Raw genomic sequence first — 22622 nt, 5'->3', positions numbered from 1 at the left:
GCAGGGCCGCGGGGGCGGCAGGGCCGCGGAGGCGGCAGGGCCGCGGGGGCGGCAGGGTGGCGGAGGCAGGCCGGGCCCGCCCCCGCGCGACCGCTAGCTGCCGAGCAGCTGCTCGGCCAGGTACCCGTGCAGCTGCGCCAGCGGCATCCGCTGCTGCTCCATGGTGTCGCGCTCGCGCACCGTGACCGCGTCGTCGTCCAGCGAGTCGAAGTCGACGGTGACGCAGAACGGCGTGCCGATCTCGTCCTGGCGGCGGTAGCGGCGGCCGATGGCGCCGGCGTCGTCGAAGTCGATGTTCCAGTACTTGCGCAGGTCGGCGGCGAGCTCGCGTGCCAGCGGCGAGAGCCGTTCATTGCGGCTGAGCGGCAGCACGGCGACCTTGATCGGCGCCAGCCGGCGGTCGAGCTTCAGCACGGTGCGCTTGTCGACGCCGCCCTTGGCGTTGGGCGCCTCGTCTTCGGTGTACGCGTCGACCAGGAACGCCATGAGCGAGCGGGTCAGACCGGCCGCCGGCTCGATGACGAACGGGGTCCAGCGCTCGTTCTTGGCCTGGTCGAAGTACGAGAGGTCCTTGCCCGAGGCGGCGGCGTGGGTCTTGAGGTCGTAGTCGGTGCGGTTCGCGACGCCCTCGAGCTCGCCGAACTCGCCGCCCGCGAACCGGAAGCGGTACTCGATGTCGACGGTGCGCTTGGAGTAGTGCGACAGCTTCTCGGCGGCGTGCTCGTACAGGCGCAGGTTCTCGGGGTCGATGCCGAGGTCGACGTACCACTGGAACCGCTGGTCGATCCAGTACTGGTGCCACTCTTCATCCGTGCCGGGCTCGACGAAGAACTCCATCTCCATCTGCTCGAACTCGCGAGTGCGGAAGATGAAGTTGCCGGGGGTGATCTCGTTGCGGAAGCTCTTGCCGATTTGACCGATGCCGAACGGCGGCTTGATGCGCGACGACTGCAGAATGTTGTCGAAGTTCGTGAAGATGCCCTGAGCAGTCTCGGGGCGCAGATACGCCATCCCCTGCTCGTTGTCGACCGGGCCGAGGAACGTCTTGAGCAGACCCGAGAAGTTCTGCGGCTCCGTCCACGAGCCGGGCTGGCCCGTCTCGGGGTCGCGGACGTCGGCGAGGCCGTTCTCGGGCGGGTGTCCGTGCTTGGCCTCGTAGGCCTCGAGCAGGTGGTCGGCCCGGTAGCGCTTGTGGGTGTGCAGCGATTCGACGAGCGGGTCGCTGAAGACCTCGACGTGCCCCGAGGCCTCCCACACCTGGCGCGGCAGGATGACGGCCGAGTCGAGACCGACCACGTCGTCGCGCCCCTGCACCATCGTCTGCCACCACTGGCGCTTGATGTTCTCCTTCAGCGCCACGCCGAGGGGCCCGTAGTCCCACGCCGACCGGGACCCGCCGTAGATCTCTCCCGACTGGAAGACGAACCCGCGGCGTTTGGCCAGGGCGATGACGGAATCGAGACGGTTGGGTGCTGCCACGTGTGATGCTCCGATTGTGTTGAGGCCCGAGCTGGATGCCCGGTCGGCCGAGGTACCCGGCAACTCTAGCCGCCGCCCCTCAGGCGCGGAGCGCCCGCACGACCGCCTCGACGTCCTCCTCGTCGTTCCAGAGGTGGAACGCGATCCGGACCCGACCGGCGCGCCCCGACGCCGTCAGCCCCGCCGCGGCGAGCGACACGAGGTCGGCCCCCGGGTCCACCCAGGTGACGATCGCCTGGCCCTGCCGCGGCAGGTCGAGTCGGTCGCAGAGCAGATCGCCCAGGCCGGAGGCGCGGCGCCAGACCTCGGCCGTGTCGAGCGACGCGAGGGCCCGCAGCGCCGGCAGAGCACCGACCCACGCGGGCCAGGCCGGCGACACGTCGAACGCGCGGGCGTCCGACGCGAGCTCCATGGTCGGCCCGTAGCAGGACCCCCAGACCGACTCCCCCGCGTACCACCCCGCCTGGACCGGCCGGAGGCGCGGCGCGGCGCTCTCGGACACCGTCAGGAACGCCGCCCCTCGCGGACTGCACAGCCACTTGTACCCGTGGCACACCGTCAGGTCGTACCGACCGGCGTCGATCGGCAGCACGCCCGCGGCCTGGGTCGTGTCGCAGAGCGTGAGCGCACCGTGCCGCCCCGCGGCGGCGACGATGGCCCGGTCGTCGGCCACGGCGCCCGTCGCCGACTGGATCGCCGACCAGGCCACCAGCCAGGTCGCCGCCGAGACCGACGACGCGAGCTCGGCGAGCGGCACGCTCCGCACCCGCACGCCGCGATGCCGCTGCTGAAGGAAGGGGAAGACCATGGAGCTGAAGTCGCCGTCGACGCAGAGCACCTCGGCGCCGTCGGGCACGGCGGCCGCGACGACGGCCACCATCGCCGACGTCTGGGAGCCGATGGCGACGCGAGCGGCGGGGACGGCGACGAGCGCGGCGTAGGCGACCCGCGCCTCCTCGACGACCGCTCCGTACTCGATCGGCGAGGTGCCGCCCGTCCGCCACGACTCGAGGTCGAGGCGCTGGGCCTCGAGCGTCGCGAGCATCGGCAGACCCATCGTGCACGCCGCGAGGTAGCCGGTGCGGGGCGCGAACGACCGCGTCGCCTCGACGAGAGCGGGCGACCAGGAGGAGCGGGTCGAGTCGGTCATGCCCCCAGACTCCTCGCCCCGCACCCCCAAGACAACCACCGACATCGTGTCGATCGCATAACCCCGGGTTATGGTTCAGGCATGAGCGACGACCTCGACCTGCAGACGCTCCGCGTGGTGCGGGCCCTCGCCGACACGGGCACGATCACCGCCGCGGCCGCCCGGCTGGGCTACAGCCAGCCCGCCGTGAGTCAGCATCTGCGCCGCGCCGAGGCCCGTGTCGGGCACCCGCTGGTGCTCCGCACGGGACGCGGCGTCACCCTCACCGAGGCCGGCGCCCGTCTCGCCGAGCACGCCGTGCACGTGCAGGCCGCCCTCGACGCCGCCCAGCAGGAGCTCGACCGGCTCGGCGGGGCCGCCTCGGGACGCGTGCGACTGACCGGGTTCCCCAGCGCCTCCTCGACCATCGTGCCCGACGTGCTCGCGCGACTCCGGCACGAGCACCCGGGTCTGCAGGTGACCTACGTCGAGGCCGAGCCGCCCGAGGCCCTCGCGGCGCTCCGCGACGGCACGGCCGACGTCGCCCTGGTCTTCAGCCACCCCGGGTCGACCACCGCCGGCCGCGATCTCGACGGGCTCAGCGAACGCGACGTGTACCTCGACCGCACCGTGCTGGTGCTGCCCGCCGACCACCCGTTCGCTGACGGGTCGCCCTTCGCCGACCTCGCCGACGAGCGGTGGATCGGCGGCTGCCCCCGGTGCCGCGGGCACCTCCTCGCGACCTGCGCGGCCGAGGGCTTCGCGCCCGAGATCGTGCTGGAGACCGACAACGCGCTGGCTGTGCTCGGGCTCGTCGCCGCGCGCATGGGCGTCGCCCTGCTGCCGAGGCTCTCGCTGCAGGCCGCGGCGCTGCCGAGCGCCGTCCGCGTGGTCGACCTGCCCGACCAGATGGGGCGTCGCATCGCCGTCGTGCATCGACCCGGTGCCCGGCGGGTGCCCAGCGTCCGTGCGCTCACCGGGGCGATCGCGGCTCTCGACCCGCGCCTCCACGGCCTCACCGCCCTGAGCGGCCCCCGATCGGACGCGGGTTAGGCTGACCGGACGACTTCGGGAAGGTGTCTGCACGTGCGGAGAAGAGTGCTCGCCTCGGCGGCCGTGGTCGTCACCACGCTCGTGGCCCTAACCGGCTGCTTCGCCGACCTCGACTCGCTCGAGCCCGTCGGCGGCGGACCCTCCGGAGGCGCGGCGACGGCTCCCCCGCAGCCCCAGGTCACCGGGGCGCCCGGCACCGGCGGCGGCACCGCACCCGACGACCTCGCACCCGGCGGCACGCTGCTCAACCAGGTCAACTACAGCGACCTGACGATCTACATCTACGACGTCGGCCGCCTGACGACGGAGGCGCCGTCGATCTACGCGCGGCCCGACGGCACCGACCCGTACCCGACCGGCACGGAGGTGGTCGCGACCGCCTACGTGCTGACGAACAACTCGCAGCAGCGTCTCGACCTCACCGATCTCAGCGCCGACTACTCGTCGTACGGCAACGACCTCGCCACCCAGGACGTCTTCGCGGGCCGCGACCTGCTCACCGGCCTCGGGTACGAGACCGAGCTCGACGCGCAGTTCCCCGCCGATGCGGCGACCTGGTACCTGCTGCCGGGCGAGTCCGTCGTGTTCGCCAACGCGTGGTTCCACCGCGACGCCGACGGGCCGTTGACGCTGCAGTTCCTCTGGCCGGCCGAGCGGATCTTCCTGGGCGCGAACATCCAGTTCTGAGCTCGGGCGGGTCGCCAGCGCACCTGACCGTCGACGCGTCGGGCCGTCGGGTGGTCGGCGCGTCAGGCGGTCGGTGCGTCGGGTGGTCGGCGCGTCAGGCGGTCGGCGCGTCGATCGCCCCGCCGAAGCGCCGCGACCGGGCGGCGTAGGTCGTGACGGCCTCCCACAGGTCGGTTCGCGTGAAGTCGGGCCACAACCGGTCGAGGAACACCATCTCGGCGTAGGCCGACTGCCAGAGCAGGAAGTTGCTCGTCCGCTGCTCGCCCGAGCTGCGGACGAAGAGGTCGACGTCGGGCAGATCGGCCGTGTAGAGGTGCTTCTGGATGAGCTTCTCGCTCACGCCGGAGGGCTTGATGCGACCCGCCGCGACGTCTTCGGCGATGGCCCGGACGGCGTCCGCGATCTCCGTGCGACCGCCGTAGTTGACGCACATCGTGAGGGTCAGCACGTCGTTGCCGCGGGTCAGCTCCTCGGCGTACTGCAGCTCTTTGATGACCGAGCCCCAGAGCCGGGGTCTGCGGCCGGCCCAGCGGACACGGACGCCCCAGGCGTTCAGCTGGTCGCGCCTCCTGTGCAGGACGTCGCGGTTGAACCCCATCAGGAACCGCACCTCGTCGGGCGAGCGCTTCCAGTTCTCGGTCGAGAACGCGTAGACGCTGAGGTGCTTGACGCCCATCTGGATCGCCCCGGCGACGACGTCGAGCAGCGACATCTCGCCCGCCTTGTGGCCCTCCACCCGGGTGAGGCCCCTGCCGTTCGCCCACCGGCCGTTGCCGTCCATGACGATGGCCACGTGCCCGGGCACGGCGCCCTTCGGCAGCTCGGGAGGGTGGACGCCCGTCCAGTCGAGGGGTCGGTAGTCGGCCGCGTCGCGGTGCGTCTTCTTCACGGATGCCCTCCTGGGAGCGGGGTGCGGCCCGTCGGGGCCGAGGCGGTCACGGCGGCTCTCGCCGGCTCGCGATCGACGTGCTGGAGCGAACGGAGTCCCCGTTCGAGATGCCACTGGGTGTACGCCGCCACGACACCGCTGGCCTGGTTGCGCGTGCCCTCGGGCGCGGCGTCGGCGACCGCCCAGTCTCCCGTGAGCAGCGCCGACAACAGGGCCAGCGCCTCCTCGGTCAATCGGGGCGACCCGGGAGGCGCGTGGTCGTCCGCCACCACCCCGCCCAGCTGCACGACGAACGCCGAATGCGGCCCCGGCGCGCCCGTGACAGCGCAGTCGCCGAAGCTGGGCGACCACCCCGCCACGCTCAGTGCCCGGAGGAGGTACGAGTCGAGCGTCAGCTGCGGCGCGTGCTCGGCGCGCGACAACGACCGGAGCGCACCGACCAGCAGGAGGTACTGCTGCAGACCCGCCTCGGCCTCCGTCAGCTTGTCGGCGGTCTCGACCATGACGCTGCCCGCCGTGTAGCTCGCGTAGTCACCCGCGATCACCGCCCCGTACGAGCCCAGCGACTCGGCCTGCTGCACGATGTCGAGCGAACGGCCCTCGTAGAGCTGCAGGTCGGCTACCATCATCGGCTCGAGACGGGCGCCGAACTTCGAGGCCGTGCGGCGGACGCCCTTCGCGACGGCCCGGATCTTGCCGTGGTTGCGGCTGAGCATCGTGAGGATGCGGTCGGCCTCGCCCAGCTTGTGGGTGCGCAGGATGACGCATTCATCGCGGTAGACGGGCACCCCTCCAGTATCCCCCGCGTGGTACAAACGTCGGATGCACGCCACAGCCTTCGCCGTACCTCTGTGGGTGGATCTTCTCGCGGTGGGCATCGGCAGCCTGCAGGGCGCCATGTTCGCCTCCGAGTTCAAAGACCGACGTCTCGATCTGCTCGGCGTCGCCATCATCGGCATCGCGACCGGGCTCGGCGGCGGCGTGCTGCGCGACGTGCTGCTCGGCGTCGTGCCCCGTGCCATGTCGAGCAACTGGTACCTGCTAGTGGCCGTGCTGGCGGCGATCCTCGGCATGGCGCTGCAACGCGTGTTCGACCGGCTGGCGGGCGTCATCACGGTGCTGGACGCCCTCACGATCGGGCTGCTGGGGGCCATCGGGTCGACCAAGGCGCTCGCCATGGGGATTCCGGAGATCCCCGCCGTGTTCGTGGGGGTGATCGCCGCCGTGGGCGGGTCGGTGCTGCGCGACCTCCTGATGAACCTCACGATCGCGATGATGCACGTGGGGTCGCTCTACGCGGTCGCGGCGGCCGCGGGCACCGGAGTGCTCGTCGTCGCCGTGAGCTTCGGCGCCCCCGTCGCCGTCGCCGCCGTCGTGGGCACCTCGGTGACGCTGGTCATCCGCATGCTCGCGGTGCGATTCGGCTGGACCCTGCCCGAGCAGCGCGCCCTCAGCAGGCTGCCCCGCTGGCGCCGCCCCCGCTGAGGCTAGGGCCCGCCGGTCCCCCGCTGCCCTGCTGCCCTGCTGCCCTGCTGCCCTGCTGCCCTGCTGCATCGCGGCCCCGCCGCCGACCCGCGCCGCTACCCCGCTGCGTCGCCCCGCTACCCCGCGGCCCCGGTGCCCCGCGCCGACCCGCGCCTCCTCTCACAGCCTCGCGGGACAGCTACCCCGCGGCGTCGGCAACTCCTGCTCCTCGCGTCGGCCGGCGTCAGCACCTCGGCGTGTCGGCGTCTCGACCGCAGCCGACAGGAGTTGCCGACCGTGGCCGGAGACCGAGCGACGCCGCGCGGCGTGCCGCAGCCCCGAGCGACGCATCCGCCGCCGGGCGGGCCCACGCGCCGACAACTCCTGCTCCGTGCAGCGGTCCAGCGGCAGGGGCACCGTACGGGGCGGTGCATCCGCAGGAGGCAGGAGTTGCCGACACGGGAGCTGCGACGGCAGGGTGGACCCACGACGAGCGGTGCGGCGGCGGAGAAGGCGGCGGCTCAGGCGGAGGCGAGCTGGCGTGCCTCGACCCCGCGGAGCGCGCGATTCACCGCCGAGACGATCGCCTTGAGCGACGCGGTCGAGATGTCGGCGTCGATGCCCACACCCCAGAGGCGCGTCCCGTCGACGTCCAGCTCGACGTAGGCCGCGGCCTGCGCGTCGCCGCTCGCGCTGAGCGTGTGCTCGACGTAGTCGTACAGCTTGACGCCGACTCCATGCGCCTCGAGGACGGAGATGAACGCGGCGATCGGCCCCGTGCCTCGTCCCGTGGTCGACTCGACGTCGTCGCCGATGCGCAGGTCGACGTCGAGCGCGGTCTCACCGGTCAGGTCGCTCGACGTGCGGGTGCGGGTGAGCTCGAAGCGGCCCCACTTGTCGTCGGTCGAGTCGGCCGGCAGGTACTCGTCGCGGAAGATCGACCAGATGTTCGCGCTGGTCATCTCACCGCCTTCTTCGTCCGTGCGCGCCTGGACGACGCCGCTGAACTCGATCTGCAGCTTGCGGGGCAGATCGATGGCGTGGTCGGCCTTCAGCAGATAGGCGACGCCGCCCTTGCCGGACTGCGAGTTGACGCGGATGACCGCTTCGTAGCTGCGACCGAGGTCTTTAGGGTCGACCGGCAGATACGGCACGGCCCAGGGCAGCTCGTCGACCGATACTCCGGCGGTCTCGGCCTCGGCGGCCATCGCCTCGAAACCCTTCTTGATGGCGTCCTGATGCGAACCGGAGAACGCCGTGTAGACCAGGTCGCCGGCCCACGGGCTCCGCTCGTGGACGGGCAGCTGGTTGCAGTGCTCGGCGGTGCGCTTGACCATGTCGAGATCGCTGAAGTCGATCTGCGGGTCGATCCCCTGCGTGAACAGGTTGATGCCCAGCGCGACGAGGTCCACGTTGCCGGTCCGCTCGCCGTTGCCGAAGAGGCACCCCTCGATGCGGTCCGCGCCGGCGAGGTAGCCCAGCTCGGCGGCGGCGATCCCGGTGCCGCGGTCGTTGTGGGGGTGCAGCGACAGGATGACGCTGTCGCGACGGGCGAGACGGCGGTGCATCCACTCGATCGAGTCGGCGTACACGTTCGGGGTCGCCATCTCGACGGTGGCCGGCAGATTGATGATCACGGGCCGAGCGGGCGTCGCGTCGAAGGCCTCGATGACCTGGTTGCAGATGTCGAGGGCGAAGTCGAGCTCGGTGCCCGTGTAGCTCTCGGGCGAGTACTCATAGAAGACCGCGGTCTGCGGGATGCTCTTCTCGGCTTCGAGACACAGCCGGACGCCCTCCAGCGCGATGTCGATCACACCCTGCCGGTCGGTGCGGAACACGACGTCGCGCTGCAGGGCGCTGGTCGAGTTGTACAGGTGCACGATCGCCTGCTTCGCCCCGGCGATGGACTCGTACGTGCGCGCGATGAGGTGCTCTCGTGCCTGGGTCAGGACCTGGATCGTGACGTCGTCGGGGATCGCGCCCTCGTCGATCAGGCTGCGCACGAAGTCGAAGTCGGTCTGCGAGGCGCTGGGGAACCCGACCTCGATCTCCTTGTAGCCCATGCCGACCAGCAGATCGAACATGATGCGCTTGCGCTCGGGGCTCATCGGGTCGATCAGCGCCTGATTGCCGTCACGCAGGTCTACGGCGCACCAGCGCGGCGCCTCGGTGATGCGGGCGGACGGCCACGTGCGGTCGGGCAGGTCGACGGCGAACTGCTCGTGGAACGGGCGGTACTTGTGGATCGGCATGGCCGACGCGGTCTGGGTGTTCTTCATGGTCTCGAGCTCCTGGGCTTGCCGACAGTGTCAGCGCTTCGTTGGTCAGCCGACGACGAACTCCGCGACGAGGGAGGCCTGGGCTAGGACTCGTCGCGGCAGCTAAGGAGGAGCAGACCGAACAGCACAGGTCGAGGCTAGCACCGCCGCCCGGATCGGAGAGACCGAGGAGGCGCGCGATGGTCCGCCCGCCGCCCCGGTCTCGAGGCCGTCACTTCGTCAGGCCGTGCTCGTAGGCGTAGACGACGAGCTGCACGCGGTCGCGCAGCGACAGCTTCGACAGGACCCGGCTGATGTGCGTCTTGACGGTGGCCTCGCTGAGGAACTCGCGCGTGGCGATCTCGGAGTTGCTGAGGCCGCGGGATGCGAGGTCGAAGATGTCCCGCTCGCGCGTCGTCAACGAGCGGAACGCCTCGGGCACGGCCCGGGAGCCACGGCCGTCGAAGTGCTCGAAGAGCTCTCGAGTGGCCGAGGCGGCGATGACGGCGTTGCCCGAGTGGACGGTGCGGATGGCGGCGAGGAGGAACTCTGGATCGGCGTCTTTCAGGACGAAGCCGCTCGCGCCTCCTCGGATCGCCCTGGTCGCGGCCTCGTCGAGGTCGAAGGTCGTGAGGACGATGATGCGCGGGGGCTTGCGGACGGCCTGCTCGGCCTGGGCCAGCACGGCCGACGTGGCGGCGATGCCGTCCATGACGGGCATGCGGATGTCCATGAGGACGACGTCGGGCGTGGTCTCGGCGACCATGGCCACGCCCTCTTCGCCGTTGCTCGCCTCGCCGACGAAGACCAGGTCGGGCTGCGACCCCACGAGCATCTTGATGCCGGCACGGAACAGGGCCTGGTCGTCGACGAGCGCGACGCGGATGGGAGTGGGAGTCACCGGGCGAGACCTACTTCTTGTGTGAGTGCCGAGGTCGGCACGATGGCGTGGACGACGAAGCGGCCGTCGGCGTTCTGGGTGGTCAGCGAGCCGCCGGCGAGCGTCGCGCGCTCGCGCATGCCGTCGAGGCCGTGGCCGCCGCGGCGCTCTTCGCCGGGTGGCGTCGTGGGCACCGGACGGGTCAGGGGCCGCACGACGTTGCTGATGAGCAGGTGGAGGGACTCGTACCGCCAGTCGAAGACCAGCTCGACGACCTCGTCGACCGCCCCGTGCCGCAGCACGTTCGTCAGCGACTCCTGCACGATGCGGAAGACGGCCAGCTGCCGGTTCGTCCCGAGCTGCTGCGGCTCCCCCACGACCCGGTGGTCGATGCGCAGGCCGGAGGCGCGCATCTGCTCGAGCAGCCTGTCGAGATCACCGAGCGCGGGCTGCGGCGCCTCCCCCTGGCTGTGGCGCAGCTGCCCGAGCAGGACGCGCACGTCGCCGAGCGCCTCGCGCGCCGTCGAGGCGATCGTCGTCAGCGCGTCGTCGACGCTCGTGGGGTCGACCTTGGCGGCGTACCGAGCGCCGTCCGCCTGAGCGATGACGACAGCGAGGGAGTGCGCCACGACGTCGTGCATGTCACGCGCGATCCGGTTGCGCTCCTGTTCGACGGCGATGTCGCGCTCGGCTCGGGCTGCCTCCCGCTCAGCTCGAGCGGCGTCCCCCTCGGCGCGGATGGTCTCGCGCTCGGCGACCAGGCGGGCCTCGCGGCTCGTGCGCTCGGCGGAGCGCGAGCGGGCGAGCAGACCGCCGGCCCACGGAAGCCCCAGCAGCGCGAGCAGCCCGAGGAACGTGATGCCGACCTGCAGCATGATGCGGACGACGTCCGTGATGCCGCTCACGTCGTAGGAGACTCCGAAGATCGTCGTCTGCACGAAGGTCAGGTAGAACGTGCCGACGGCCGCGCCCACCACGAGCGACACCAGACCCAGCCACTTGAGCCGGTCGGTGCCGTACGCGGCGACCGTGTAGAGGATCACGCAGATGGCGATGTTGCTGACGTCGGGGGTCGTCCGCGCGAGCATCTCGCCGATGGCGACCACCCAGGCGATCGAGAGAGCGAGACTCGGCGACAACCGGCGCACGGCGAGGGCCACCGCGAGCCCGAGAGCCACGACGCCGGTGAACGAGTCGTTTGAGATGAGCAGCGCCGCACCGAAGAGCACGACACCCGACGCGGCGTCCACCACCAGCTGGTAGGGGGCGAGGCGACGGAAGAGCACGGGACTACCGTACGGCCCGTCTGGTCGCTTCACGAGCGGGCGCACGGACCTCGCGACGGGCGGCGGAGGCGGGTCATCCTGTGGAGGGACCTCCGATCAGAAGCCGAGGCGCCCGAGCAGCTTCGGGTCGCGCTGCCAGTCTTTGGCCACCTTGACCCGGATGGACAGGAACACCTGCTTGCCGACGAGCGGCTCGATCTGGGCTCGAGCCCGTTCGCCCACCTCGCGGAGACGCTGACCGCCCTTGCCGATGACGATGGCCTTCTGGCTGTCGCGCTCGACGAAGAGGTTCGCGTAGATCTCGAGCAGGTCTTTGTCGTCGCGCTCGACCATGTCGTCGATCGTGACGGCCAGCGAGTGCGGCAGCTCGTCTTGGACGCCCTCGAGCGCCGCCTCACGGACGTACTCCGCGACGCGATCCTCGAGTCCCTCTTCGGTGACCGCGTCGGAGGGGTAGAGCGGCTGCGATCGGGGCATCAGCTTGATCAGCTCCGTCGCGAGGACGTCGAGCTGAACGTCGGTGACGGCCGACAGCGGGATGATGGCCTCCCAGTCGCGGAGACGGCTGACGGCGAGGAGCTGCTCTGCCACCGCCGGCCGGGAGGTCGTGTCCACCTTGGTGACGATGGCCACCTTCTTGGCCCGCGGGAACGCGTCGAGCTGCTCGTTGATGTACTTGTCGCCGGGTCCGATCTTCTCGTCGGCGGGCACGCAGAAGCCGATGACGTCGACGTCGCCGAGGGTGGTCTGCACCACGTCGTTGAGACGCTCGCCGAGCAGGGTGCGGGGTCGGTGCATGCCCGGGGTGTCGACGAGCACCAGTTGACCGTCGGCGTGGTGGACGATGCCTCGGATCGCTCGACGGGTCGTCTGCGGCTTGGACGAGGTGATCGCGACCTTCTGACCGACCAGCGCGTTCGTCAGCGTGGACTTCCCGACGTTGGGGCGACCGACGAACGAGACGAAGCCCGCCCGGTAGTTCGAGCCGGGCTCGGGCCTGGTGGGGTCGATGGCCTGTGTCGGGTCGTCGGGGGTCGTCATGCGGTTTCCTTCGCGGAGCGGTTCGAGATGCGGTGCGGGGTGAGGTCGGGGTCGTGCTCGACGAGACCGGAGGCAGGATCCGTGCCGTCGGAGGCGACGACCGGGTTCCGTTCGACGAGGACCGTCTGGAGGTCGTGTCGGCGCCCCTCGGTGCGGTCGGCCGTCAGAGTCAGCCCGGAGACGGTCACGACGGACCCCTTCTCGGGCAGTCGCCCGAGCGTCTTGGTGAGCAGCCCGCCGACCGAGTCGACGTCGTCGTCGTCGAGGTCGAGGCCGAAGAGGTCGCCGAGCTCGTCGACGGGCATGCGGGCGCTGACGCGGAAGACGCCGTCGGCCACCTCGCGGTGCGGTGCGACCTCGCGGTCGTACTCGTCGCTGATGTCTCCGACGAGCTCCTCGATGAGGTCTTCGAGGGTCACCAGGCCGGCGATGCCGCCGTACTCGTCGACGACCATCGCGAGGTGGTTCTTGTCGAGCTGCATCTGCCTCAGGGTGTCGTCGGCCTTCTTCGACTCGGGGACGAACGCAGCGGGCCGGGCGAGGGAGCCGACGAGGGCGTCGTCGTCGCCGACGTGCTCGTGCAGCCGACGGGCGAGATCGCGTAGGTAGACGACGCCCACGACGTCGTCGTTGTCGCGACCGACGACGGGCACCCGGGAGACACCGCGACCGAGGAACAGACTCATCGCGGAGCCGACGGTGGCCGTCGCCTCGATGGTGACCATGTCGGTGCGGGGCACCATGACCTCGCGGACGACGGTGTCGCTGAACTCGAAGATCGAGTGGATGAGCTCGCGGTCGTCCTCCTCGAGCACGTCGAGCTCGGTCGCCTCGTCGACCATGCTGAGCAGCTGCTCTTCGGACGAGAACGACGAGCTGGCCGGACGACCCGGGGTGACGCGGTTGCCGACGGCGACGAGCGCGTCGGCGACGGGGCCGAGCACCACTCGCACGAGGCGCACGAACCCCGCCGTCGCGACGACGAGACCGCGCGCGTGCGCCCTCCCGACGCTGCGCGGGCTGGAGCCGACGAGCACGAACGACACCACGGTCATGATGAGAGCGGAGAGCAGCAGCGCCACCCACCAGCGATCGACGCTGAAGGCGAAGGCCAGCGACACCAGGACCGCAGCGGACGTCTCGGCGACGACCCGGACGAAGTTGACGGCGTTGACGTGCGCACCGGTGTCGACCGCGATCGCCAGCAGCGCCGTGCGACTGCGGGGCGACTGCTCGGCCTCGTCGGTGAGATCGGCCCGGCTGAGGACGCCGAGGGCCGAGTCGATGGCGGCGAGGAGACCGCCGGCGACCACCAGGACGACGGCCACGATGACGAACACGGTGACCATCACCGGGTCACCGCCGCTCGTCTGCGCCGGCGAAGGCGGCGAGGATCTCGCGTTGCAGGCCGAACATCTCGCGCTCGTCGTCCGGTTCGGCGTGATCGAAGCCGAGCAGGTGGAGGATGCCGTGGCAGGTCAGCAGCTGCATCTCGTCGAGCGGGCTGTGACCCGCGGTCGCCGCCTGGGCGACGGCGACCTGCGGGCAGACCACGATGTCGCCGAGCAGACCTGCCGGGGTCGGGTCCTCTTCGGTGCCGGGCCGCAGTTCGTCCATCGGGAAGCTGAGGACGTCGGTGGGGCCGGGTTCGTCCATCCACTGGACGTGCAGCTGCTCCATCGCCGCCTCGTCGACGAAGACGATCGCGAGCTCGGCCTCGGGGTGGACGTGCATCTGATCGAGTGCGAACGTCGCCAGACGCTGGATGGCGGCCTCGTCGACCTCGACACCCGACTCGTTGTTGACCTCGATGCTCATCGGGTTCCTCTCTCGGACGGACGGTTCTCGGACTGCCGGTCGCGAGGTGCCCCGGAGCCGGAGCCGGGATCGGTGCGGGTGGCGGCCGGCGCGGCCGACGCCGTGCCCGACGCCTCGGAGCGGGCGAACTGCTGCGCCTGCCGTTCGGCATCGAACGTCGTGTACGCGTCGACGATGCGACCCACGAGGGTGTGCCGCACGACGTCGTCGCTGGTCAGCCGGGAGAAGTGGATGTCGTCGATCCGATCGAGCACCCGCGTGACCAGCTGCAGGCCGCTCGCCCCGGTGGGCAGGTCGATCTGCGTGACATCGCCGGTGATGACCATCTTGGAGCCGAAGCCGAGTCGGGTCAGGAACATCTTCATCTGCTCGGGCGTGGTGTTCTGGGCCTCGTCGAGCACGACGAAGGCGTCGTTGAGCGTGCGCCCGCGCATGTACGCCAGCGGAGCCACCTCGACGGTGCCCGCTGCGAGCAGCTTGGGCACGATCTCAGGGTCCATCATCTCGTTCAGGGCGTCGTAGAGCGGCCGGAGGTACGGGTCGATCTTGTCGGTGAGCGTGCCGGGGAGGAACCCGAGCCGCTCGCCCGCCTCGACGGCCGGCCGGGTGAGGATGATGCGCTGCACCTCGCGGCGCTGCAGGGCCTGCACCGCCTTCGCCATCGCCAGGTAGGTCTTGCCGGTGCCGGCCGGACCGATGCCGAACGTGATCGTGTGCTCGTCGATCGCGTCGACGTACTCGCGCTGACCGGGGGTCTTGGCGCGGATCGGCTTGCCCTTGCCCGACACGATGGGGTCGCCGAACATGGCGGAGGGCGTGCTCTGACCGGCGTCGAGCACCCGCGCTGAGGTCTCGACCTCGGCGGGAGCGAGATCGTGCCCGCCGCGCACCATGGCCACGAGCTCGTCGACCAGGCCGCGCGCACGGCGGACCGGGTCCGCGGGGCCCTCGAGCACGACCTCGTTGCCTCGGACGAGCACGCGCACGTCGGGGTACTGCTTCTCGACGGTCTTGAGCAGGCGGTCTTGCGGACCGAGCAGCTGCACCATGGCCACGCCGTCGACCTGCATGTCGACGCGGACGATGTCGGCGGCGTCGTCGCCGCGGGGCTCGGAGGGGCGAGTGTCGCTAGTGGGCAAGGGTGCCTTCCTGGAGGGGGCCGCCCAGGACGTGGGCGTGGACATGGAAAACGGTCTGGCCGGCGGACTCGCCGGTGTTGAAGATCAGTCGGAACGACGAGCCGTCGAACCGCCGACCCTCGGCGTCATGGAACACCGCCGGGTCGGCGGCGAGCGCGGACGCGGTCGAGACGAGCTCGGCGAGAAGGGCGGGATCGCCCGCAGCGAGCTCGACGACGTCTCGGTACGACGACGTCTTGGGGACGACCAGGAGGTGCACCGGCGCCTGGGGCTGGATGTCTCGGAAGGCGATGAGCCGGTCGTTCTCGAAGACGATGTCTGCGGGGATCTCACGCGAGACGATGCGGCTGAAGACGCTCGGCTCGGCGTCGGGGTTCTGCTGATCGGACATGGACGCCATCGTACCGGCGACCCCCGACACTTCGCCGGTCGAGGGGACGGCCGCAGCCGCAGGCACGGCCACGGTCCTGGCCGCAGCCGCAGGCACGGCCACGGGCGGCCGCAGGCCTACCAGCGCCCGAGCCGCACGCTGAGCACGGCGATCGCCGCCGGCCCGGCCGTCGACGTGCGCAGCACGGAGTCGCCCAGCCGCACCGGGGTCGCCCCCGCGGCCGCGAGCGTCTCGAGCTCGCCGGGCGAGATCCCGCCCTCGGGCCCGACGACCACCAGCACCGAGGAGGCGCCGGTCAGGTCGACCGCGGAGAGCGCGACCTCGGCGCTCGGCTCGAGCACGAGCACCCGCGCGCCGCCGGCCCGGGCCGCGATCGCCTTCGTCGTGGCGAGGCCGCCGACCTCGGGGCCCCAGGCGCGGACGGCCTGCTTGGTGGCCTCGCGGGTGATGGCGCGCCACCGGGTCAGCCCCTTCTCGATCTTGGGGCCCTCCCAGCGCGAGACGCTGCGCGCCGCCGCCCAGGGCACGACCTCGTCGACCCCGAGCTCCGTCGCCGCCTGGACGGCGAGCTCGTCGCGGTCCCCCTTGGCGAGGGCCTGCACGAGACCGAGCGTCACCACGGGGCGCGGGTGGTGCGCGACGGACTCCGTGAGCATGACGACGAGGTCGGCCCGCGCCTCCTGCACGATCCCCTCGGCGACGAGCCCTCGACCGTTGCCGACCCGCAGCGGGTCGCCGACCCGCAGGCGGCTGACGGTCACCGCGTGCCGCGCCTCCGCGCCGGTCAGGACGACGTCGCCGCCGACCGACGCGTCGTCGAGCGACTCGACGAGGTACGAGTGCGCCACGATCAGAAGTTCAGGAACCGGTCGCGCAGCTTGCCGAAGAGCCCCTGCTGGAACTGCGACAGCTCGGGCCCCTGACCGCGGCGACCCGACGCGAACTTCTCGATGAGCTCGCGCTCTTTATGGCTGAGCTTGGTCGGGGTCACCACCTGGACGCCGATCTTCAGGTCGCCCCGGCCGGTGCCGCGCAGCTTGGTGATGCCGCGGTCGCGGATGGTGATGATGTCGGCGCTCTGGGTGCCGGGCTTGATCTCGAGCTCGACCTCGCCGTCGATGCCGGTCAGCGTCGTCGACGTGCCGAGGATCGCGTCGGCCATCTGCACCTCCAGCGTCGCCAGCAGGTCGTCGCCGTCGCGGCTGTAGGTGTCGTGGTGCTTCACCTTGACCTCGAGGTAGAGGTCTCCGTTCGGACCGCCGGCCTGACCGACCTCGCCCTGGCCGGGCAGCTGCAGTCGGAGCCCCGTGTCGACGCCCGCGGGGATGTCGATCGGGATGGTGCGGCGGGCACGGACGCGACCCTGCCCCTGGCAGGTGGCGCAGGGGTTGGGGATGACCGTGCCGTAGCCGCGGCAGGTGCCGCAGGGGCTCGACGTCATGACGTTGCCGAGCAGCGAGCGGACGGTGCGCTGGATCTGACCCGATCCGTTGCAGATGTCGCAGGTCTGCGGCGAGGTGCCGGGCGCGCAGCACGAGCCGTTGCAGGTCTCGCAGAGCACGGCCGTGTCGACCTCGATGTCGCGCTGCGTGCCGAAGACGATGTCGTCGAGCTCGACCTCGAGGCGCAGCAGCGCGTCCTGACCGCGCTCGCGCCGCGATCGCGGGCCCTGCCGCTGACCGCCGCCCCCGCCGCCGAAGAACGCGTCGAAGATGTCGCCGAAGCCCGCCGCGCCGCCGCCGCCCCCGCCGCCGAACCCGGCCTGCGGGCCGAGGTCGTAGCGCTCGCGCTGCTGGGGGTCGCTCAGGACGTCGTAGGCGTGGGTCACGTCTTTGAAGCGCTCGGAAGCGTCGGCGCTCGGGTTCACGTCGGGGTGCAGCTCGCGGGCGAGTCTGCGGTACGCCTTCTTGATCTCTTCGGGCGTCGCCGACCGGTCGACTCCGAGCACGTCGTAATGATCTGCCACTTGTTTCGTCTACCTCTTGGTGTCGTAGCTGGAAGGTGGGGGGAAGAAGGGGAGGCCGAGGAGGCGCGGGTCGGGTCTCAGCGCTCGGCGAGCGTCGACGACAGGTAGCGGGCCACCGCGCGGACGGCCGCCATGTTCGACGAGTAGTCCATCCGCAGGGGGCCGAGCACGCCGATGCGGGCGATCTCGCTGCCCGACGAGGTGTAGCCGCTCGCCAGGACCGAGGTCTGCGCGAGCCCGAACGAGGCGTTCTCGCGACCGATGCTGGCCACCACGTCGACGGCGTCGAGTTGCATCTCGCCGAAGAGCCGGAGCAGCGCGACCTGTTCTTCGATGGCCTCGAGCACAGGATAGAGGTTGCCGCTGAAGTCGTCGCCGGTACGGACGAGATTCGCCGCGCCCGACATGACGAGACGGTCTTGGCGCCCGGCGGCCAGCTGTTCGACGAGGCTCGCGACGACGCGACGCACGATGGCCGCGAGGTCGGGCCGGAAGCGCTCCGGCAGGTCGCTGAGCGATCGGGCGGCGTCGCTGAGCGCGGCGCCCCCGACGACGGCGTTGACCGACGCCCGCAGCTCGGAGAGGAACACCTCGTCGACGGGCGTGGGCAGATCGATCAGGCGCTGCTCGACCTGGCCGCTGTCGGTGATGAGGACGGTCATGACCCGCGTCTCGCCGAGGCTGACCAGCTCGATGTGCCGCACGCGTGCCCGCGAGAACGAGGGGTACTGCACGAGCGCGACCTGGTTGGTCAGCTGCGAGAGGAGTCGGACCGTGCGCCCGAGGACCTCGTCGAGATCGGTCGAGTCCCCGAGGAAGGTCTCGATGGCCTGACGTTGCGCCGAGGTGAGCGGACGCAGATCGGCCAGCTCGTTGACGAAGAGGCGGTAGCCCTTGTCGGTCGGGACCCGGCCCGACGACGTGTGAGGCGCCGTGATCAGCTCCTCCTCTTCGAGGAGGGCCATGTCGTTGCGGATCGTCGCGGCCGACACGCCGAACTGGTGCCGCTCGACGATCGACTTCGAGCCGACGGGCTCACGGGAGGCGACGTAGTCGTGCACGATGACACGGAGGACTTCGAGTCCGCGTTCCGAGACCACGACGCACCTCTCTTCCGACTGTCTGGCACTCGCCGTACCAGACTGCCAATCCTACGTCACGTGCGCCGCGCGACCTACACCCGGCGCACTCGGCATCCCGAGCTCCCTACTGCCCGCGGGGTGGTCTGCCCTAGGGTGAGGCCATGACCGACATGCCTCCTTCGCAACCGAACGACCCCCGCGCGGGCCAGCAGCCCTTCGGCCAGCAGCCGAACGGCCAGCAGCCCTACAACCAGCAGCCGAACGGCCATCCGCCCTACGGTCACCAGGGGCAGCCGTCCGTCCCGCCGATGCGTCCGGAGGACGAGAAGCTCTGGGCCACGCTGATCCACCTCGGCGGCATCCTGTTCTGGATCGTCCCCGCACTGGTGGGCTACCTCGTCCTGAAGGACCGCGGCCCGTTCATCCGCGAGCACACCCGTGCCGCCCTGAACTTCCAGATCACCATGGCCATCGTGCTGGTCGCGTCGGGTCTGCTCAGCGTCATCGTGATCGGCGCCATCACCGGCTTCGCCGCCGGCGTCGTCATCGTGATCTTCTCGATCATCGCCGCCGTCGCCGCCAACCGCGGCCAGTACTACAAGTACCCGCTGACGTTCGAGTTCATCAAGAACTGACTGCCTAGTTAAGGGTCTCCGCGGCTGTCGCGGACTCGCCGGTCCACGGGGAGTCCGCAGGAGGCTCGAGAGCGGCCCGCATGAGTCCCGCGGCAGCCGTTCTGGTTCGGTCCTCGAATGTCGGCCAGAGGTGCGCGTAGGTGTTCAGCGTGACGGTCGCCTGAGCGTGGCCAAGCGCACGCTGCACGGTCACAACATCGCAGCCGGAGGCAATGAGGCCCGACGCGAAATAGTGCCTGAGGTCATGCGGGCTGATTCCCGTGACCCCTGCCGCCTCTGCTCAGCCCTCATCGACACGGACTCCACCTCGACGATCTGCGGGGCGTTGGACAAGGAACATGCGAACGAACGTAGACCGCAAGCCGTCCTCGCCTAACCCCTAGGCAGAGAACCTTCTCGAGCTGCTCACTGACGCCCTCAACGGCATCGCATGGGTCGACGACACGCACATTAAGGCTAGGGACGTCGAGCAAGACATCGACCACGAACGGCCACGTACAGACCTTAGGATCTGGTCGAAGCCCTAGACCTCGTCCTGCCACGCACTCCGCTGAGCGCGCTCAATGTCGTACACCTTGCGAACTAGCTCAAGGTGGGTCTCGACAATGTCATCGCGGGTCGCCTGTCGCTCTTTCCACCCCTCAGGGTTCCGCGCCCATTGCCTAAGCGAAAACTGCGCAGCACCGGACACGATTCCTGCGTAAGCGTCCGCCGCCTCACTACGGTAATTCGGAAGCTTCTCGCACGCGACGCGTACTTGTGAAAGCACTTCGTTTGCATAGGGCTCGCTCGTCAGTGCAACCTCTTCACCCATCTCGAGCATGAGGCTTCCCGGATCGTTCCCCAGTTCCCAGCCACTGTCCATTCCGAGTCGCACCTCGTATGTCTTCAGCAAGACGCGACGCCCCAAGACCATGATCCGCGTTCGGTCTGCCAGGCGGGCAACGGCATCGGCCTTGGTCCGGGTCTTCGTTTCGTGCACCTGATACCGGTGCGTCAGAAGGAGAGCGGCCGCGCCGATAAGAAGCGACCCGAGCCCGATCAGTGCCGGAATCCAAATCTGCGCCCACCATTCATAGGCGTCCCGCCCCTGTCCCGTGTTGGCCGCTATCTCCTCGAGCGCGCACGCGATGCGCTGCCATCCCCCGCATTCCATTCCCACACCCTATTGGAGGCGATGTGCTCAGCGTGCCCGCCCAAGAAACGGGGCAATCATGATCGGCCCCAAACCCGACACCCATCGCAGCCGTTCCCGCGATACCGGCTTCCCCAGAAGACCCGTGACCGCATAAAGGCACGGGACCTGAACGTCTGCCAGTTCCGCGGGTGCCACGTCGTCACCGGTAGTGAGATCCAGCACCGCTGTGCGCGGGGCGCGAGCGGCAGTGGCCCTATTAGTCGAGTCAGTACCAGTCGGCCAGCGCGTACGTGTGGAACCAGCCGGACACGGTCGATGGCGTGTACAACGACGAGACGCCGTTCTAATGCCGCAGCGCATCCAGCGCATCCAGCGCATCCGCCGCAAGGGCTCTGGCATAAGCCTGAGGGCGCAGCCGTCGTCTCGCGATTTGGTCCGTGGGTCAATCCGTTCAATGCGACCGAGGTCGGAGCCGCCTACCTGTCCCTCGACGAGCGCGGCGTCGCAGAGATGCTCGTGGCCGAGTTCCGCGACCTCGTCCGTACCGATGGTTGCGGCCTCCTGATCCCGAATTACCGCCCCGCGGACGGCACTCGCGGTCGACGAGGACATAATTACGCGCCTCTCGCCCGCATCCACGAACAGTTGGCCGGACGCGGCCTCGCGTGCTGGTGCCCTCTGGACCAGCCGTGCCACGCCGACGTGCTGCTCGAGCTCGCGAACGGGACCGCCATGTGAGATGACAAGCGCACGGTGGCAGTCACTCATCAGGATGCGGGTAGTTCCTCATCGCGTCCTCGTTCAAGGCTGCCACCTTGTGCTCGTTCCGCTTTAAGCCCTCTTGGTAATCGGCCTGGAAGTTTCCGGACGCCAGCACGCCGCGAAACCAGGCTGAAGCCGTTGCCTGCCATGCGCCGATACGAACGGCCGCATCACCAGGTGAGGTGCCCGCTATCGAGTCGAGAAGTGTCAACTCGATCCACCGCTCGTCGAAGCTTGTCCAAAGACTGATTGTCGTTGACGCCACAATGACCTGCGCCTTGCCTTTTTCCCGCAACACACGATCCCGGCGGAGGTATCCGTCAAGCCACTCGTGCTGAGCAAGTGTGGCATCGCGAATCGCCTCACGAACCACATTGCGCTCATCTTCTGCAACGCGCTTCTTGCGTAGACCTTCCTCCGCTCCGCGGGCTAGCCATGGCCCAACGATCGTCGTCAACGCGCCACCAAGCAGGGAAGCAACTAGCGCGATCCCTGCCCCCCAAAACACATCGGGAATTTCCATGAGGCAACCGTATCGACGATCGCTGCACCACGAGAAGAAAGCTGCCTATGCCCGTCAAGTAGACCGTCACCGTTTACACGAAGCCGAACTGCAGCCAGTGCTAGATGACGAAGCGCTGGCTCAAGGCCCGCGACGTCGCTTACGAGCTGGCTGACATCACGGAGTCCCGCAACCTCGAGCCGCGAAGAGCCTCGGCTACACCGCCGCCCCGTCGTCATCGTCTCCCAGGGCGGCCCCGCCACCGACCAGCACTGGGCCGACTTCCAGCCCGACAAGCTCACCGCACACATCACCCTCAACCTCGGAGTGCCGCACGCACTCGTGGCTGATCCCCTCTTGGGTGTGCGCAAACGCACTCGCCCTAATCGTCCTTGTCGCCGCGACGATCGTCGTCGTCGGCGTGATCGTCGGCATCCGGAACGACATTGCCGCCGACGTCGAACAGCAGTGGGCACACAACACCAAGTGCTTGGCCCTATTGACAGGCAGTCACGGGCGACGTGTCACGATGTCGGAGGCTGGCCCCGCACGTACGACCCGGAGTCGTCGGGGTGATGCCCTAGATACCCGCGTAGCGCTTCGCCCCATCTGAAACAACTAGCCCACCTCCTCCACCCTCGAACGAAGCACCCGCATGAACCAGCAGCCAGACGCCTTTGAGCTCACGCCCGACCAGCACCTTCACCTCGCCGCCGCCCGCGCTCGCCTCAGCCTGGTCGAAGCACCCGGACTCATCGCGAACGTCCGCACACTCATTACTCCAGGACTCGGCGGGGCCAGCGACGGCATGCCGTGACCCGCGTCCAAGACCGTACCGCTCCCCCTCAGAGCCGATGCCGTCGACGACACCGACGACGTCCTCGCCCGGCTGCTGCGCTGGGTCAGCTACTGGGCCGGCGCCTACCGACTCGCCCCGCCCTGGAGCATGCAAGTCCACTAGGCACAGGACGGCGAAGTAACTGGCTTTCGCGCGTCCACTGCTCCCAGCGGTGCCGGCGCGTT

Annotated in this window: 22 protein-coding genes and 2 pseudogenes; 6 read left to right on the top strand and 18 right to left on the bottom strand. The window is 69.8% G+C overall.

The features are described 5' to 3' along the window. Nucleotides 1-93: 93 nt before the first annotated feature. Together SOM13_RS13740 and SOM13_RS13735 are read right to left on the bottom strand one after the other, a co-directional pair. Nucleotides 94-1479, bottom strand: coding sequence for a glycine--tRNA ligase (locus SOM13_RS13740; protein ID WP_320480034.1), 1386 nt, complete (start codon nucleotides 1477-1479; stop codon nucleotides 94-96). 79 nt (nucleotides 1480-1558) lie between these two features. Next, nucleotides 1559-2629 carry an aminotransferase class V-fold PLP-dependent enzyme gene (locus tag SOM13_RS13735; RefSeq protein ID WP_192057932.1) on the bottom strand — a complete coding sequence of 357 codons (1071 nt, stop codon included), beginning with the start codon at nucleotides 2627-2629 and terminating at the stop codon, nucleotides 1559-1561. A gap of 81 nt (nucleotides 2630-2710) precedes the next feature. Here SOM13_RS13735 and SOM13_RS13730 point away from each other — a divergent pair, with 81 nt between their 5' ends. Then, a complete protein-coding gene (locus tag SOM13_RS13730; RefSeq protein WP_320480033.1) occupies nucleotides 2711-3661 on the top strand; it encodes a LysR family transcriptional regulator in 951 nt (316 codons plus the stop codon). A 33-nt stretch (nucleotides 3662-3694) separates the two neighbouring features. Then, nucleotides 3695-4348, top strand: a complete 654-nt coding sequence (locus SOM13_RS13725; RefSeq protein WP_192057934.1) for a hypothetical protein — start codon at nucleotides 3695-3697, stop codon at nucleotides 4346-4348. A gap of 94 nt (nucleotides 4349-4442) precedes the next feature. Here SOM13_RS13725 and SOM13_RS13720 read toward each other — a convergent pair whose 3' ends face one another. Together SOM13_RS13720 and recO are read right to left on the bottom strand one after the other, a co-directional pair. After that, a complete protein-coding gene (locus tag SOM13_RS13720) occupies nucleotides 4443-5237 on the bottom strand; it encodes an isoprenyl transferase (RefSeq protein ID WP_192057935.1) in 795 nt (264 codons plus the stop codon). Continuing rightward, nucleotides 5234-6025 carry a DNA repair protein RecO gene (gene recO / locus SOM13_RS13715; RefSeq protein WP_320480032.1) on the bottom strand — a complete coding sequence of 264 codons (792 nt, stop codon included), beginning with the start codon at nucleotides 6023-6025 and terminating at the stop codon, nucleotides 5234-5236. The genes SOM13_RS13720 and recO overlap by 4 nt, the downstream gene beginning before the upstream one ends. Nucleotides 6026-6059: 34 nt before the next feature. Between recO and SOM13_RS13710 the strand changes: the two genes are divergently transcribed. After that, nucleotides 6060-6722 carry a trimeric intracellular cation channel family protein gene (locus SOM13_RS13710; protein ID WP_192057937.1) on the top strand — a complete coding sequence of 221 codons (663 nt, stop codon included), beginning with the start codon at nucleotides 6060-6062 and terminating at the stop codon, nucleotides 6720-6722. A 500-nt stretch (nucleotides 6723-7222) separates the two neighbouring features. Here SOM13_RS13710 and leuA read toward each other — a convergent pair whose 3' ends face one another. From leuA to hrcA, 11 genes are all read right to left on the bottom strand, one after another. Beyond that, nucleotides 7223-8980 carry a 2-isopropylmalate synthase gene (leuA, locus tag SOM13_RS13705; protein WP_192057938.1) on the bottom strand — a complete coding sequence of 586 codons (1758 nt, stop codon included), beginning with the start codon at nucleotides 8978-8980 and terminating at the stop codon, nucleotides 7223-7225. Nucleotides 8981-9191: 211 nt separating this feature from the next. Next, on the bottom strand, nucleotides 9192-9860 hold the full coding sequence (locus SOM13_RS13700) for a response regulator transcription factor (protein WP_308196255.1): 669 nt from the start codon (nucleotides 9858-9860) through the stop codon (nucleotides 9192-9194). Further along, nucleotides 9857-11125: a sensor histidine kinase gene (locus SOM13_RS13695; protein WP_320480031.1), complete on the bottom strand. Its 1269-nt coding sequence runs from the start codon at nucleotides 11123-11125 to the stop codon at nucleotides 9857-9859. The genes SOM13_RS13700 and SOM13_RS13695 overlap by 4 nt, the downstream gene beginning before the upstream one ends. A gap of 96 nt (nucleotides 11126-11221) precedes the next feature. Then, a complete protein-coding gene (gene era, locus SOM13_RS13690; RefSeq protein WP_192057943.1) occupies nucleotides 11222-12166 on the bottom strand; it encodes a GTPase Era in 945 nt (314 codons plus the stop codon). Further along, a complete protein-coding gene (locus tag SOM13_RS13685) occupies nucleotides 12163-13515 on the bottom strand; it encodes a hemolysin family protein (RefSeq protein WP_320480037.1) in 1353 nt (450 codons plus the stop codon). Before SOM13_RS13685 ends, era begins: the two co-directional genes overlap by 4 nt. A 7-nt stretch (nucleotides 13516-13522) precedes the next feature. Next, nucleotides 13523-13984, bottom strand: a complete 462-nt coding sequence (ybeY, locus tag SOM13_RS13680; RefSeq protein WP_192057945.1) for an rRNA maturation RNase YbeY — start codon at nucleotides 13982-13984, stop codon at nucleotides 13523-13525. Next, nucleotides 13981-15123: a PhoH family protein gene (locus SOM13_RS13675; protein ID WP_374231464.1), complete on the bottom strand. Its 1143-nt coding sequence runs from the start codon at nucleotides 15121-15123 to the stop codon at nucleotides 13981-13983. Before SOM13_RS13675 ends, ybeY begins: the two co-directional genes overlap by 4 nt. Continuing rightward, nucleotides 15113-15514: a histidine triad nucleotide-binding protein gene (locus tag SOM13_RS13670; protein WP_192057949.1), complete on the bottom strand. Its 402-nt coding sequence runs from the start codon at nucleotides 15512-15514 to the stop codon at nucleotides 15113-15115. The genes SOM13_RS13675 and SOM13_RS13670 overlap by 11 nt, the downstream gene beginning before the upstream one ends. A gap of 116 nt (nucleotides 15515-15630) precedes the next feature. Then, the gene (locus SOM13_RS13665; RefSeq protein WP_320480030.1) at nucleotides 15631-16362 is read right to left on the bottom strand and encodes a 16S rRNA (uracil(1498)-N(3))-methyltransferase; all 732 of its coding nucleotides are present in this window, start codon (nucleotides 16360-16362) and stop codon (nucleotides 15631-15633) included. A 2-nt stretch (nucleotides 16363-16364) separates the two neighbouring features. Continuing rightward, nucleotides 16365-17480 (bottom strand): molecular chaperone DnaJ, encoded by a 1116-nt coding sequence (dnaJ, locus tag SOM13_RS13660; protein ID WP_192057953.1) that lies wholly within the window; start codon nucleotides 17478-17480, stop codon nucleotides 16365-16367. Between the two features lie 77 nt (nucleotides 17481-17557). After that, nucleotides 17558-18580 (bottom strand): heat-inducible transcriptional repressor HrcA, encoded by a 1023-nt coding sequence (hrcA, locus tag SOM13_RS13655; RefSeq protein WP_192057956.1) that lies wholly within the window; start codon nucleotides 18578-18580, stop codon nucleotides 17558-17560. A 143-nt stretch (nucleotides 18581-18723) separates the two neighbouring features. Here hrcA and SOM13_RS13650 point away from each other — a divergent pair, with 143 nt between their 5' ends. Beyond that, complete coding sequence (locus SOM13_RS13650; RefSeq protein ID WP_320480029.1) at nucleotides 18724-19197, top strand: DUF4870 domain-containing protein; 474 nt, start codon at nucleotides 18724-18726, stop codon at nucleotides 19195-19197. Nucleotides 19198-19201: 4 nt separating this feature from the next. Here SOM13_RS13650 and SOM13_RS13645 read toward each other — a convergent pair. Beyond that, nucleotides 19202-19459, bottom strand: a pseudogene (locus SOM13_RS13645) (tyrosine-type recombinase/integrase); the annotation flags it as partial. Nucleotides 19460-19595: 136 nt separating this feature from the next. Between SOM13_RS13645 and SOM13_RS15390 the strand changes: the two are divergent. Further along, nucleotides 19596-19724: pseudogene (locus SOM13_RS15390) on the top strand (hypothetical protein); the annotation flags it as partial. Here the strand turns inward: SOM13_RS15390 and SOM13_RS13640 are convergent. Beyond that, nucleotides 19721-20353, bottom strand: coding sequence for a hypothetical protein (locus SOM13_RS13640; protein ID WP_320480028.1), 633 nt, complete (start codon nucleotides 20351-20353; stop codon nucleotides 19721-19723). The pseudogene SOM13_RS15390 and the gene SOM13_RS13640 overlap by 4 nt on opposite strands. 21 nt (nucleotides 20354-20374) lie before the next feature. On the opposite strand from SOM13_RS13640, the gene SOM13_RS13635 reads away from it, so the two are divergent. Beyond that, nucleotides 20375-21073: a DUF4326 domain-containing protein gene (locus tag SOM13_RS13635; protein ID WP_320480027.1), complete on the top strand. Its 699-nt coding sequence runs from the start codon at nucleotides 20375-20377 to the stop codon at nucleotides 21071-21073. A 22-nt stretch (nucleotides 21074-21095) separates the two neighbouring features. Here the strand turns inward: SOM13_RS13635 and SOM13_RS13630 are convergent, their stop codons facing one another. Then, nucleotides 21096-21620, bottom strand: coding sequence for a hypothetical protein (locus SOM13_RS13630; RefSeq protein WP_320480026.1), 525 nt, complete (start codon nucleotides 21618-21620; stop codon nucleotides 21096-21098). Nucleotides 21621-22622: the final 1002 nt, after the last annotated feature.

The sequence above is a fragment of the Frigoribacterium sp. CFBP9030 genome (genome assembly GCF_034045195.1).
GTDB lineage: Bacteria > Actinomycetota > Actinomycetes > Actinomycetales > Microbacteriaceae > Frigoribacterium.
This window is presented reverse-complemented; position numbering and strand designations above follow the sequence as displayed.